This is a genomic window from Simplicispira lacusdiani (genome assembly GCF_003604195.1).
GTDB lineage: Bacteria > Pseudomonadota > Gammaproteobacteria > Burkholderiales > Burkholderiaceae_C > Simplicispira > Simplicispira lacusdiani.
Genome location: NZ_QXGR01000006.1, coordinates 206,931 through 220,759, shown reverse-complemented (window position 1 = coordinate 220,759; position 13,829 = coordinate 206,931). Strand labels below are relative to the sequence as shown.

The window sequence follows — 13,829 nt, the reverse complement described above, 5'->3', positions numbered from 1 at the left end:
CCCTTCGGATTCCATGCACCGGGAGGGCAGGCCATGACCAAGGACACGCTGGACGAGCTTTCCTCGGCGTTGCCCATCGCCGCCGTCGAAAAGGAAACCGGACTGGCCAAGGACACCTTGCGGGCCTGGGAAAAGCGCTACGGGTTCCCGCAACCGCTGCGCGACGCGGCGGGCGACCGGCGCTATCCGCCCGAGCAGGTCCAGCGGCTCCAGCTCATCGGCCGGCTGCTCGATGCCGGCCTGCGTCCCGGCAAGGTGGTGGGGCTGGACAACGAAGCGCTGCAGGAGCAACTGGCGAACCTGCCGCCCCGGGGGGTGAACACCGCCAGCGGCACGGAGCCCCGCGAACCCGCGCGCGAGCACGACGCCTTGCTGCAGGAGCTGCTGGACACCATCAGCGCGAGCGACCCTGTGGCGCTGCGCCATGCCCTCGTCCGTGCCCAGCTCGGCATGGGCCTGGCGGCCTTCGTCACGGAGCTGGTGGCCCCGCTGACCACGGCCGTGGGGCAGGCCTGGGCGCAGGGCCGTTTCGAGGTGTTCGAGGAGCACCTGTTCACCGAGGTGCTGACCGGCGTGATGCGCAACGCCATCGCCTCGCTGACCACGCCGCCCGGCCCCGGCGGCCCCCGGGTGCTGCTGACCACCTTGCCGCAAGAGCAGCACGGCCTGGGCTTGCTGATGGTGGAGGCCTTGCTGGCCCTGGAGGGCTGCGCCTGCATTTCGCTGGGCACCCAGACACCGCTGGGCGACGTGGTGCAGGCCGCCCAGGCCCATCGCGCCGATGTGGTGGCCCTGAGCTTCACCAACGTGCAGAACGGGTCGAACGTGCTCCCCAGCCTGCGCAGCTTGCGCGCGCAATTGCCGGGATCGGTGGCGCTGTGGGTGGGCGGAGCCTGCAGCGCGCTCTACCAGAAGCCGCTCGATGGCATCACGGCCGTGCAACCCCTGTCGGAGCTGCGGCGCCTGGTGGCGCAGTGGCGGGAAACGGCGTGAACCTGGTGCGGGTTATGTTGATTCCAATCCCGGAGTCGGGCGCGATGGCCGCCAACGGATGATCGGTGCCGCGTTTGGCTTCTGGCGGCCAGGAGCGGCCTGTGGCGGCAGATGAAAGAGGACGTTCAACGCCCAAGGTAAGCGGCGCCGGAGCCCGATAGGGCGGAGGGCACCGATAAGAGACATGAAGATGCCGAAGGCATGGCCCTTGTTGGCGTCCGCTTGACCGCCTATTTAGGCTGGGGCGCGGAGGCAGGATGTTGCACTTCAGATTTGAGACCGCCCCGCCAACTCAGATGTTCTGTTTGGCATTTCGCTCAATCGCATGTTTCGTGAAATCTTCGAGATCATCGATATTGTGCAGATGGGTGCCCAAGTTTGCATAAGCGGTTTTGTAGGAACTGAAATCTAGCGGCTTTGCAATGAACTCCTTTTCGCCTCTTGCATAGTCGAAGGTGTTGTTGACGAGCGCTTGCAACTCACCGAGTCTATAGATGTACGTCAACACATTGTGGCGAGTCACAACGAACCGAGAATTTGGCCTTTGCTCTTCGAGCAATGAGCTAATTCTGGCGTGATGAATCTGCAGGCAGGCGAGAATGTAGGAAAGGTGTTCTGCTAGTTCTTTATCCGCTAAAGATATGCAGCGGCTGAAAATTTCTTTGTACCCGCTGGGGAGGCGTGGAAGCTGATCTTGGGAGAGTTGCGCATGAGTCTGTTTGGTGCCTGAGTATGCTGAACACAAAACTACACTGCATCTTCGAAGGTATTCAGAGAGCTCGCTAAGTGACTCTGGCAAGAAGGAACGTGCTGCTACAAGCTCGCGTCTCCGTTGTTGTGCTGCGTGATGTCTTGAAATATTGAAGGCAATTACGCTTGCGAGAAATGCAAGAATGCCAACGTTAAGGGATTGCCAGTCGTACCAAACTGCGTGTACGTACTTCCAGCCTCCCTTAAGCCACGGATGCAAGAGCATGCTGTACGCGTAGAGGCCTGTCAGCGCGAAAAGAAGCCAATTTGCAGAGAAGAGAAAGCGGTCTATTAGCATGTAATCTCTTGATTGCCTATAGTTGCTGCTTTAGCGTATTCAGAAAGTCTAACGTGATGTATCTCGCAAAACCTGCGGGATATTCTGGACACTGATTTCTTCTTGAAGTGGCTTACAGCATAGGTTTGCAGAGGATGGTCTGTTCAAAAATCCAGGTATAAAAGTTCTGCGAAACTTGGCACGCGTCAACTCGGCAAACTATAGCTTGCCAGTAGGCAGAGACAGAGATTTCCAACAGCACATTGGTGACTGTGAGCCAGCGGGCAGCAAATCAAAGGCAGCTTCCGGGTGACGCTTCTCAACGGCGGCTCAGGGTCGATTCCTGCCGGTCATTTTTCAGGCTCGATGGGCGTTAAGTATTGGACTGACGGAAGGAAACGACAGGAACACGCGTCTGCCGCTGCCAGCAGCAGGCATGCGCCATCATCACCGGGCCTCTGCTCAGACCACGGGCCGGTACACCCGTTCCACCCGGCCGGCGATGCGCCATGTGGAGGCCACTGATGCGTCCACCCACTCGCCGGTGCCCGAGGCGTCCAGCTCCAGTCCTCCGGTGATGGGGTTGGTGCGGTAGCGGCGGCAGCCGCGCCAGGCCACGCCGCTGTGGCCGATCTCTTCCACCAGATACAGGCCGTCGCGGCCCACGGCGTGGATGTCGTAGTTCACGCGCAGCACATCGGTGGATTCCACTGCGGGTGGGTAGCTCCAGTCCCATGCCTCCTTGAACGCCATGCCGGACAGGCGTGGCACATCGTGGGGGGCTGTCGGTGCGGTCATGTCGAAAGCTCCTTGTGGGTGTAGTGTGGTGGGCGCGCTGTGCCTTCGGGTGCAGTGTGCCGTGTTCCGCCACGCTGTCAAACTCCGACGGAATCCCGAACGATCCATGCCGCCACGCCTGCGCCTGTTCCTCGCTCTCTGGCCCGACGCCGCCACCCGCCAGCAGTTGGCCGATCATGCCGCCGGCTGGACTTGGCCGCCCGGTTGCGCGCGGTATGCGCCGCCGGATTGGCATGTCACGCTGCATTTCATCGGGCCCGTGCCGGCCGCGCAGGTGCCGGTGCTCGCGGCCGGGGTGGATGTGGGCATGGAACCGTTCACGCTGCGGTTCGACCAGCCGGCGCTGTGGCACCGGGGGCTGGCCGTGCTGGAGGCCACGCGGCTTCCCTTGCCTTTGCGCCAGCTTCACGACCGGCTCGCCGGGGTGCTGCGGCCGCAGGGCGTGGCCATCGAGGCGCGCCCGTTCCGCCCCCATGTCACGCTGGCGCGCCACGCCGATGCGGCACGAGCACCCACGGCGTTCCAGCCCGTGGAATGGCGGGCCGATAGTTATGTACTGGCCGTTTCGACGGGCGACGGGGCGGCGCGCTACCAGGTGCTCCGCCGCTATGGCGGATAGTGCATCGCGACTTGATGTTTCGCAGGCAAAAACGGTTGTAAGCCCTTGAATACAAAGTGAATAGGGTACTTATCCCAGATTTCTGTGGATAACATTGTTGAGAACTTCTGCCGCGCAAGCCAAAAGCCATGTGCCACAAGGAGTTGATTGAAATGCCCAAGATTCAAGCAAACCGGCAACCCATTGAAAATCAATGACTTACGGAAGTCTTCTGTCCGCTGTTCGATGAAAATCCCGGCAGTGCATCATGCTGTGGTGCAACATAAATTTTGTGCATAAGTGCGCTTCACGGCCGTTTTCGGGTGCTTTTTGTGCTAGCCCGTGGCGGGGTGGACACCGCCCTGTGTCAGACGCGGCTCCCCATGGCTTTTGATGCTTCTGATTTGATAGCTGCCAGCGCTTTCCTGCAAAGGGATAGAGGCTGATTTCATTAAAAATTCAGTCCTTGGGCGGATCGGGCGAGCAGGGCGGCGCGTACAACGACTTGCGCCCATTGCGCGGCGCCGGATGGGCCAAGGCGGGTGGTGCCGTCCCCCTTCAGAGACTGCGCGGGCGCCGGAGTGGCGCAAGGGTGGATCAGCCAAGAAAAAGCCCGCAGGATGCGGGCTGGATGCGCGGGAAGAAAAGGCTGGCCTGCCCGGAGGGACTCGAACCCCCGACCTATAGCTTAGAAGGCTATTGCTCTATCCAGTTGAGCTACGGGCAGCCGGTGCATCGACGCGCAGGCACTGGGCATGCGCTTCGATGGCGAAGCCTTCGATCATACCTGCACCAGGGCCCCGGAATGGCGAGCCGGCGCGGCTTGGGCGGGGTTACTGTGCTTCCTCGAACACCAGGCTGGGCGTGCCCATGATGCGGGCGGAGTCTTCGAGCCGTTCGATCACGCGGTTGGCGAAGTAGCTGTTCTGCGTGTCGGGCTCCAGGGCGGCCACCGCCAGGTTCGCCAGGGTCTGGTTGAGCGGCACGTAGTAGCTGCCGGCGGGCACGTCGATGGCGCTGCGCACCAGCGCGACCTGGGCGCGCACGATGCCGCCGCCATCGGCCATGGGGCCGCGCACGTCCTGGCGGGAGCCGGTTTCGCGCGCGGTTTCCTGGTAGGTGTCGGCCAGCAGCGAGCCGGGCTCGGCCACCCGCAGCACCTGCAGGCCCAGGAGCTTGAGCCGCTCCACGGCGGCGCCGGCCTCGGCGGCCAGCCAGTAGCCGCAGGGGCGCGCGCGCTGCTTGAGGGTGCGCAGCTTGAGCGAGGAGTTCCAGTCCACGCGCAGCACGCGGTCGGCGCCGGTTTCGGGGTCGAGCATGGTCAGGTCGTGCTGCTCGGGGGTTTGGGCCGCCTCCACCACGGTCTGGTCGCGGCAGGCCTTGGCGATGGTGTCGCGGGCCACGAAGGAGCGCACCTGTTCCAGGCTGGCGGCGCGCTCCGCTGTACTGCGCAGGGCACTGGTGATGGCGGTGATCTGCGTGTGCACGCGGCGCTGGATGTGCGTGCGGCCGATGCCGATGCCGCGTGTCTCGACCAGCAGGCTCACGGCGTTCTTCAGGCCATTGACGTTGCGCCCGGTGTCGGGCTGGACGCCGCCCATGGACATGCGCAGGTCGTCGGGCCGGGTGGAGGTGGTGTGGTACCACTCGGTGCTGAGGTTCTGCGCCTTGAGGGTGCGCACCATGGGCTCGTGGTACCACTCCTTCGAGGCCTTGGTCAGGAATTCGTGGACATTGCCGGTGGTGGCGTACTGCAGCAGCGCGTCGTGGCGCTGCAGGGCGTTGAATTTCTGCAGGTAGCGGCCGGCGACGGTGAATTCATGGGCGTCGAGCACGAGGATGGGGCGGTAGTCGCGCGCCAGAACGGCCAGGGCGCGGGCCTCGGGGGTGCTCAGCAGCAGGTGGTCGCGGTTCATGTCCACGCCGTTCGCGGTCGCGCGGGTGCCGGCCTCGGCGCCATCGGGGTTGGCGCGGGGCACGATGACGACGTTGATCTGGTCGAGCAGGGGTTCCAGCAGGCCGTGCGCAAGTTCCTGGGCCACCACCAGCAAGGCCTCGCTGCCTGCGGGTTCATCGCCATGTTGCTGTCCGATCAACAGCACCGTGGGGCGCTTGCCGGCCATCAGGGTGTCGGGGTGGATGTCGCGGGCACGGGTGAGCACCAGCGCCGGAATGGGCGTGCCGCGCTGCGAAGGGCCCAACTGCAGCACGCCGGCCACGGTGCCGCCGGGCGCGGGCGTGCGGGCCAACTGGTCCAGCCATTGACCGACTTCGGCGTTGGTGGTGAAGGCGCGCCGGTTGTCCGCCAGGCCGGGCGTGCTGTAGCGGATGGCCGGGTCCGGGAATCGGGCGGCCACGGCGGCGCTGTAGGGCAGATCCTGCAGCGTGCCGACCTGGGGCGCGGTGGGCATGGCCACCGCGCGGGGCGCTGGCAGCGGCGCCGGCACGGGCGAGGCCACGGGTCCCGGTTGCGGCGTGCCCAGCGGCGGCGGCACGGGTGCGGCACGCGTGGGTTGCGGGGCCGGCGCCTTGGCGGGCCAGGGCGGCAGCGGCGTGCTGCTGCAGGCGGCCAGCACGGCGGCGGCCAGCAATGCGGGCAAGAGCAGCCAGCGCCCGTGGGCCTGTGGGGTGCGGGGGTCGTGGTGCGCCGGGGCGCCGTGGGGCAGGGGCATTGTCATGGTGCGATAAGCCGATGGGGCCCCGGGTGTCCGGGAGGTCCGGACCGGGCCAGGGCGCGATATTACCCGGCGCAACGGCACACCGCATGCCGGCCCGTTGCCACCGGTTTCTGGCGGTGGCCCTGGTGCTTCAGGATGTGGCCCTGCGGCCACGTCACAGGGCCGGGTAAGGCACCAAAAGCTATATTTTTAATAGCTGGAGGCGCTTGCCCGTCGGGCGCTGGAAGCCGTTTTAATGCCAAAACAGGGTGGATGGCCGTGCCGCGCGGCCCAAGGGGTCAGCGGCCGTAGGAGCCCCGCGAGCCGCCAGGGCCGCGCGAACCGCCGCCACCGCCGCTGCGGCCACCACCGTAGCCACCACCACCGCCGCCGCCATAACCGCCATTGCGGGAGCCGCCGCCACGGCGGCCACGGTCGGCCATGCTGTCGACGCTGGTGCGCATGGGATCGGGCTGGCCCGAGTGGCTGGAGCTGCGGTTGGATGGCATGCTGTGGCCGCCATGGGTGCCCAGGTGGGCGTTGTCGCGCGGCGGCTGGTCCTCGTAGCGGTGGCTTCCACCACCGCCACCGCCGGCGGGCCGGCTGCGCGCCGGTGCCTGGCCGCGCGGAGCGCCGCCTTGGCCTTGGCCGCCACCGCGCGAGGCGTTGCGGCCACCACCGTTGTTGCCACCATTGCCACCACCGCCGCTGCGTTGACCGCCACCGCCCTGGCCTTCGGCCGAGCGGCTGCCGCCCCGGCCACCCTGGCTGGTCTTGTTGGCGCGGATGCGTTCCATCATCTCGGTGCGGGCGGCCTTGGCGGCGGCCTGCATCACGTCGCGGCTGGGCGGCTTGCCGGCGCCGCCCCAGATGGTCTGGCGGCCCATGGCGATGGGCTCGGCCTTTTCGCCGTCCTCGGGGCCGAAGCCTTCGAGGACCTGGACCGGGATCTCTTGCTTGGTGAAGCGTTCGATCTCCATCATGAAGCCTTCCTCGTCCATGCAGACGAGGCTGACGGCCTGGCCTTCGCGCCCGGCGCGGCCGGTGCGGCCGATGCGGTGCACGTAGTCCTCGGGCACGTTGGGGATCTCGTAGTTCACGACGTGCGGCAGGTCGTCGATGTCGATGCCGCGCGCGGCGATGTCGGTGGCCACCAGGGCGCGGATGTCGCCGCTCTTGAAGCCCGAAAGGGCCTGGGTGCGCGCGCTCTGGCTCTTGTTGCCGTGCAGCGCCATGGCGTTGATGCCGTTCTTGGTGAGGTATTCGGCCACGTTGTTGGCGCCGAACTTGGTGCGCGTGAACACCAGCACCTGGCTCCAGTTGTGCTGCTGGATGATGTGCGCCAGCACCTGCTTCTTCTTGCTGCGGCCCACGGGGTGGATCACCTGCGCGATGCGCTGCACCGTGGTGTTGCGCGGCGTGACCTGGATGCTCTGCGGGTTCTTGAGCAGGGTGGCAGCCAGATCGCGGATCTCGTCGCTGAAGGTGGCCGAGAACAGCAGGCTCTGCTTGTCCTTGGGTACCAGGGCCAGGATCTTCTTCACATCGTGGATGAAGCCCATGTCGAGCATGCGGTCGGCTTCGTCGAGCACTAGCACTTCCACGGTGGAGAGGTCCAGGAAGCCCTGCTGCTGCAGGTCGAGCAGGCGGCCGGGGGTGGCCACCAGGATGTCCACGCCGCGCTTGATGCGGTCGATCTGCGGGTTCATGCCCACGCCGCCGAAGACGACGGTGGAGTTGAGGTCGAGGTACTTGCCGTACTGGCGCACGGATTCTTCCACCTGCGCGGCCAGTTCGCGCGTGGGCGTGAGTACCAGGGCGCGCACGCCCTTGCCGCCGAACTTGCTCTTGGGTGCGGATTCCTGCGACAGGCGCTGCAGCATGGGCAGCGTGAAGGCGGCGGTCTTGCCGGTGCCGGTCTGGGCGCCGGCCAGCAGGTCTTGGCCTTGCAGCACGGCCGGAATGGCCTGTGCCTGGATGGGGGTGGGGTGTTCGTAGCCTTGCTCGCGCACAGCCTTCATGATGGCCGGAGCCAGGTTCAGATCGTCAAATGTCATGGATCGGGATGCGCCCATCCGGGCGCTGGATGTCGGCCTGTCGGCACTCCCGTAATGGGTGATTGCCGAGCCAGTGTCAGGCTGACGAGGTTCAAAGGTGGGAGCCGGCAAAGGCTTGCTTCGTCCCCAGCGTAGTGCTGATATCGCGCACAACTGGAGTGCCCGACTTCAGGTATTGTCGCATGAGTCGATAATCGAGGTTTGTTCGCGGAAATCCTCCGCTCCTTTTGCTTTGCAGGTTTGATCACTACAGATGGCCCAATACGTCTATTCCATGAACCGTGTCAGCAAGACCGTGCCGCCCAAGCGGCAGATCTTGAAGGACATTTCCCTCTCCTTTTTCCCCGGTGCCAAGATCGGTGTGCTGGGCCTCAACGGCTCGGGCAAGTCCACGCTGCTCAAGATCATGGCGGGCGTGGACAAGGAGATCGAGGGCGAGGCCATCCCCATGGCGGGCCTGAAGATCGGTTACCTGCCGCAGGAGCCGCAGCTCAACCCCGAGCACACGGTGCGCGAGAGCGTGGAAGAGGCCATGGGCGAGGTCTTCGCCGCCAAGGCCAAGCTGGAAGAGGTGTACGCGGCCTACGCCGAGGAGGACGCCGACTTTGACGCCCTGGCCGCCGAGCAGGCGCGCCTGGAGGCCATCATCGCCACGGCCGGCACCGACTCCGAGCACCAACTGGAGATCGCCGCCGACGCGCTGCGCCTGCCGCCCTGGGACGCCAAGGTCGGCGTGCTCTCGGGTGGTGAAAAGCGCCGCATCGCGCTGTGCCGCCTGCTGCTGTCCAAGCCCGACATGCTGCTGCTCGACGAACCCACCAACCACCTGGACGCCGAATCGGTGGACTGGCTGGAGCAGTTCCTGCAGCGTTTCCCCGGCACCGTGGTGGCCATCACCCACGACCGCTACTTCCTCGACAACGCGGCCGAGTGGATTCTCGAACTCGACCGGGGCCACGGCATTCCCTACAAGGGCAACTATTCCGAGTGGCTGCTGCAGAAGCAGAACCGCCTGGAGGCCGAGCAGAAGGGCGAGGAAGCCCGCGCCAAGGCCCTGAAGAAGGAACTGGAGTGGGTGCGCCAGAACGCCAAGGGCCGCCAGGCCAAGAGCAAGGCGCGTATCGCGCGCTTCGAGGAACTGAGCGATTACGAATACCAGAAGCGCAACGAGACGCAGGAAATCTTCATTCCTGTGGCCGACCGCCTGGGCAGCCAGGTCATCGAGTTCAAGAACGTCAGCAAGTCCTTCGGCGACCGCCTGCTGATCGACAACCTGAGCTTCAACATCCCGGCGGGCGCCATCGTCGGCATCATCGGCCCGAACGGCGCCGGTAAGTCGACGCTGTTCAAGCTGATCGCCGGCAAGGAGCAGCCCGACAGCGGCGAAGTGGTGATCGGCCAGACCGTCAAGATGGCCTTCGTGGACCAGCACCGCGACGTGCTGGCCAACGAAAAAACCGTTTGGGAAGACGTCTCGGGCGGTCTGGACATGCTCAACATCGGCAAGTTCCAGATGGCCAGCCGTGCCTATTGCGGCCGCTTCAACTTCAACGGCGGCGACCAGCAGAAGAAGGTGGGCATGCTCTCGGGCGGCGAGCGCGGACGCCTGCACCTGGCCAAGACGCTGATCCAGGGCGGCAACGTCCTGCTGCTCGACGAACCCTCCAACGACCTCGACGTGGAAACCCTGCGCGCGCTGGAAGACGCGCTGCTGGAATACGCGGGCACGGTGCTGGTCATCAGCCACGACCGCTGGTTCCTCGACCGCATCGCCACCCACATCCTGGCCGCCGAGGGCGACAGCCAATGGACCTTCTTTGACGGTAACTACCAGGAGTACGAAGCCGATAAGAAGAAACGCCTGGGCGAGGAGGGCGCTCGTCCGCACCGCATGCGTTTCAAGGCGCTGAAGTAGCAGTACGATAGGCACCACGGGGTCCGACGCCACTCTTCATCGCACTGCCATGCAACACCCAGCCATTCGTTCCAGAACGGTTTTCCGGGCCTGCGTTGTCAACGCGGTGCGTGAGGGGGAGGCGCTCATCACCCAGCTGATCAAGGTCACGCGCGGTGCTTTGTCGAGCCAGGAGTCCGAGCTGCGCGACATCGCTCGGCGCAATCTGGCCAGCGATGCGCTGCAGCAGTTGAACCAGCACGAAGCCGCCATGGTGAAGGCCTATCCCATGGCCTTGCTGGAGATCTTCGCCGACGGCACGGGGGCCGCCAAGCCGCGCCAGAGCGAATCTTCCACGCTGGATTTCGGCGAGCTGTCGCTGATCGACGACGACGAGGTGCAGGCGCAGGTCGAACTCTCGCGCGCCCACCAGTTGGCATTGCATGCCACCGACGCGGTCCTGGCGGAGCTCAACGGCCTCGTCAGCGCGGCGCAGGGCTTCAACCGCGTGCAGCCCGAGCGCAACCCCCTGCGGCCCGAGAACTACATCCGCGCGCTGCAGCAGGTGGTGGGCGAAACCGGGGTGGCGGCACCGGTGCGTGACCTCTGGATGCAGAACATGCGCGATCTGCTGGGAACGCAGTTGGTCGATGTCTACAAGCGCGCCATCCAGAGTCTGCGCGAGCAGGGCATCCAGCCAGTGGGCTATGGCATGTCTGCCATGGCGGGCCTGGGCCGTGGCGGCCAGACCGGTTACGGTGGCGGCTACAACAGCGGCTGGACTGGCGCGGGCGGCACCGGCTACGGTGGCGGCATGTATGGCGCCCCCCCCACGGGCTACGGCAGCCCATCGATGTATGGGCGCGCCGGCATGGGCTCGGGCTGGAGCGATCCAGGCCCCGGCATGCTCGCCGCGGAAGCCGAGGAAGCCCTGCTGACCGTCGGCATCCTGCGCCAGATGCTCGCGGGCAGCGGTGATCCCTTCGATTCCATGCGCGCTCCGCAGCCCGGCATGGCCGTGCCGCCGGGGGCCGCCCCACCGGCCGGCGGTGGCTACCCGAGCGCGGCCGTTTCCGAGGCCATGGAGGACATCGCGCAACTCGAACGCCTGGTGGGGCGCCTGGCGCAGGGCCAGCCAGGCTATGTCCCCAGCGGCCAGCCGGGTTACATGCCCAGTGGGCAACCAGGCTATGCGCCAAGCGCTCAGGGATCCACCCGCAGCCTCTATGGCGTGGCTTATGGCAGCGCCGTCGATTCGCCCGCCGTGGCCGCCGAGGTAGTGGCCCGGATGATGGAGAACATTTCCCAGGATGCGCGCCTTTTGCCGCCCATGCAGCGGGCCATGCAGAACCTTGAGCCCGCCATCCGCAAGCTGGTGCGCCACGACGCCCTCTTTTTCAGCGACGGCAACCATCCGGCGCGCCGCCTGCTGGACGAGCTGACGCAGCGCAGCCTGGCCTTCACCAACGAGGATTCTTCCCGGTTCAAGCGCTTCATGCGCCTGGTGGATCAGGCGGTAAGCCATCTTTCGCAGCTCGAAATCACCAATGGGGCGCCTTTCGAGGCCGTGCTCAAGGCGCTCGATGCCGCATGGGAATCGCAAGAGCGAAAAATCCAGGCCCGGCGCGAAGCCGAGGAAAAGGCGCAGCATGACACCCACCGGCGCGAGTTGCTGGCGGAAAAGACGGCCGCCAACATCCGCGCCTTGCCAGGGGTGGCCAATGTGCCTGCGGATGTCATGGACTTCGCGGCGGGTCCTTGGGCCGACGTGGTGGCCCTGGCGCAGATCAACAATCCCGACGGCAGCGCCGAAGAAGACCCGGGAGGCTTCCTGGCGTTGGTCCCTCAGCTGTTCTGGAGCGTTCAGCCCGCCATGGTGGGTGCCGATCTGGCGCAGCTGGTGGATGCGATTCCCGGCATGCTGGACAAGCTGCGCGAAGGGCTGGCCACCATCGGCCACCCCGAGGACAGCACCAATGCCTTCATCGAGCGGCTGGTGTATCTCCACCAGCAGGTGCTGGATGCGTCGTCCGCCGAACGGGAAGAAGCCGAAGAAATCGTCGATTCGCTGGCGGGCGAGGACACCGATGCCGAGCCGCCGCAGACCCAGGTGGACGTCGACCTGGAAACCGACCTGGCCCAGGCGGCCAAGTCGGAGCTGGACGATGGTTTCTTGATCGGCACCTGGGTCGACCTGGTGTCCAACGGCAAGGTCATGCGCACGCAACTGACCTGGACCAGCCCGCACAAGACGCTGTTCTTGTTCACGGCGGCCGACAACAGTACCCAGTCGATGACACGGCGCATGCGCGACAAGCTCGCGGCCGAAGGCGCCCTGCGCATCGTGCCAGACCGGGAGCGCGCCGCCGACGCTGCCCGCGTCAAGCGCCCGCCATCGGGCAAGAAAACCACCCGCTGACCCGCGCCCGCGTGGGCATGAGGCTTTGCGCCGGCATCAGGCGGCCGGAGGCAGCTTCTTGCGCACCAGCTGGATATGGTTGCGCAGGGCGTACAGCTCGTCGGCATAGGCCAGCGGAACGATCACCCGGGAAACCTGAGCCTCCAGTTCGTCCAGCGCTTGCGCCAGCCCACTCGCCGGCATTCGGCCGAGAGCCATGTCCTCCTCCAGCACCCTCAACCGTCCGTACCAGCGGAACACGCGCGAGCGCACCCGGAACTGGTAGAGGGGCGGCACGATGCGCGAAAGCGGCAGCATGATGGCGATCACGATGCCCAGCACGATCCACATGCGCTCGATCAGATTGGCCAGCCAGAACGGCATGTAGCGCTGCAGCAGGGGCACGGGTTCGTTGATGGCGCGATCGGCCTCGGGCGCGATCTCCAGCTCGCTGTGGCGCGTGTTGGGGAATTCGCGTGCCCGGTTGAACCAGCCCGCGCCACTGTGCAGGGCCTGGGCATTCTGGGCGAAGAGCTGCAGCAGGGCGGGGTGCGTGCCCTCGCGCGCCAGCAAGGCGGTGGTGGAGGCCACCAGCCGCACATCCGTGGCAGGCACATTGCCGGCCAGGTCCACCACGCCCCGGGGCAGCGTGACAGGCGAGAGGAACGGGAAACGCCGGCCATAGGCCTCGTGCTGCGGGAAATCCATCAGCCGCACGCCGGGCGTCTGCAGCAGCATCTGCACCATGGGCGATTCGGGAGCCGAGGCGAACACCAGCACATCGAGCTCGCCGCCCAGGAAGGCCACTGTCGCCGGGGTCTGCTCCAGGCGGGAAATCTTCAGCGCGCCGGCTTCCATGCGGTTGGCCTCGACGAGCTTCTCCATCAGAGTGGGCACGCCGCTGCCGGCGGTGCCCACGTTCACCCGCATGCCGCGCAACTGGTGCAGGCCGTCCAGCCGGCCCGAGGGGTGGACACGGTACGCGGACTGCGCGCGGTAGAACAGCCACAGCGGCTCGACGAACAGGCTGCCCAGCGAGCGCAACCCGTCGTGGTCCGTGGGCTCCAGCACGGCCGTGCCGCCTTGCACGAAGGCCAGGTCGGCCTGGCCCTCGCGCAGCAGTTGCAGGTTGTGCAGCGAGCCTTCGCTGGGCAGCAGCCGGACCTGGATGCCGTTGGTTGCCAGGGTCTTCTGGTAGCGCTTGCCGAACTCCTCGTAGGCGCTTTGCGCGGGCCCGGTAGCCAGCACCACGGTCTGGGGCGGCGTGGGCTTGAGCCACCAGTAGGCCAGGACCAGCAGCAGCACGGGAAGCAGGGCCAGCGGACCGGCCGAAACGATCAGGTCGCGCAGCGTGAGCAGGGCAGAGCGGAGGGCGTGCGGCATGGTTTCAGGGCCTGTTCGCGCTAT

The 13,829-nt window shown here is 66.0% G+C and carries 9 protein-coding genes and 1 tRNA gene; 4 read left to right on the top strand and 6 right to left on the bottom strand.

All coding sequences use genetic code 11. The annotated features are described in order from the left end of the window. Nucleotides 1-33: 33 nt before the first annotated feature. Nucleotides 34-993: a MerR family transcriptional regulator gene (locus D8S75_RS10565; RefSeq protein WP_119966293.1), complete on the top strand. Its 960-nt coding sequence runs from the start codon at nt 34-36 to the stop codon at nt 991-993. Between the two features lie 292 nt (nt 994-1,285). Here the strand turns inward: D8S75_RS10565 and D8S75_RS17450 are convergent, their stop codons facing one another. Together D8S75_RS17450 and D8S75_RS10555 are read right to left on the bottom strand one after the other, a co-directional pair. Beyond that, nucleotides 1,286-2,041, bottom strand: a complete 756-nt coding sequence (locus D8S75_RS17450; protein ID WP_157982632.1) for a hypothetical protein — start codon at nt 2,039-2,041, stop codon at nt 1,286-1,288. A 441-nt stretch (nt 2,042-2,482) separates the two neighbouring features. Then, a complete protein-coding gene (locus tag D8S75_RS10555) occupies nt 2,483-2,818 on the bottom strand; it encodes a hypothetical protein (protein WP_157982631.1) in 336 nt (111 codons plus the stop codon). 106 nt (nt 2,819-2,924) lie between these two features. Here D8S75_RS10555 and thpR point away from each other — a divergent pair, with 106 nt between their 5' ends. Continuing rightward, nucleotides 2,925-3,437, top strand: coding sequence for an RNA 2',3'-cyclic phosphodiesterase (thpR, locus tag D8S75_RS10550; protein ID WP_157982630.1), 513 nt, complete (start codon nt 2,925-2,927; stop codon nt 3,435-3,437). A gap of 629 nt (nt 3,438-4,066) precedes the next feature. Here the strand turns inward: thpR and D8S75_RS10545 are convergent. From D8S75_RS10545 to D8S75_RS10535, 3 genes are all read right to left on the bottom strand, one after another. After that, nucleotides 4,067-4,143, bottom strand: a tRNA-Arg gene (locus D8S75_RS10545). Nucleotides 4,144-4,249: 106 nt separating this feature from the next. Then, on the bottom strand, nt 4,250-6,094 hold the full coding sequence (locus tag D8S75_RS10540) for a M14 family zinc carboxypeptidase (RefSeq protein ID WP_119966289.1): 1,845 nt from the start codon (nt 6,092-6,094) through the stop codon (nt 4,250-4,252). A 278-nt stretch (nt 6,095-6,372) separates the two neighbouring features. Beyond that, nucleotides 6,373-8,130 (bottom strand): DEAD/DEAH box helicase, encoded by a 1,758-nt coding sequence (locus tag D8S75_RS10535; protein WP_119966288.1) that lies wholly within the window; start codon nt 8,128-8,130, stop codon nt 6,373-6,375. 253 nt (nt 8,131-8,383) lie between these two features. Here D8S75_RS10535 and ettA point away from each other — a divergent pair, with 253 nt between their 5' ends. Both ettA and D8S75_RS10525 read left to right on the top strand, forming a co-directional pair. Beyond that, the gene (ettA, locus tag D8S75_RS10530; RefSeq protein WP_119966287.1) at nt 8,384-10,045 is read left to right on the top strand and encodes an energy-dependent translational throttle protein EttA; all 1,662 of its coding nucleotides are present in this window, start codon (nt 8,384-8,386) and stop codon (nt 10,043-10,045) included. Between the two features lie 49 nt (nt 10,046-10,094). Continuing rightward, nucleotides 10,095-12,443, top strand: a complete 2,349-nt coding sequence (locus tag D8S75_RS10525) for a DUF1631 family protein (protein ID WP_119966286.1) — start codon at nt 10,095-10,097, stop codon at nt 12,441-12,443. A gap of 36 nt (nt 12,444-12,479) precedes the next feature. Here the strand turns inward: D8S75_RS10525 and D8S75_RS10520 are convergent, their stop codons facing one another. Then, nucleotides 12,480-13,805 carry a TAXI family TRAP transporter solute-binding subunit gene (locus D8S75_RS10520; RefSeq protein ID WP_119966285.1) on the bottom strand — a complete coding sequence of 442 codons (1,326 nt, stop codon included), beginning with the start codon at nt 13,803-13,805 and terminating at the stop codon, nt 12,480-12,482. Nucleotides 13,806-13,829 lie beyond the last annotated feature (24 nt).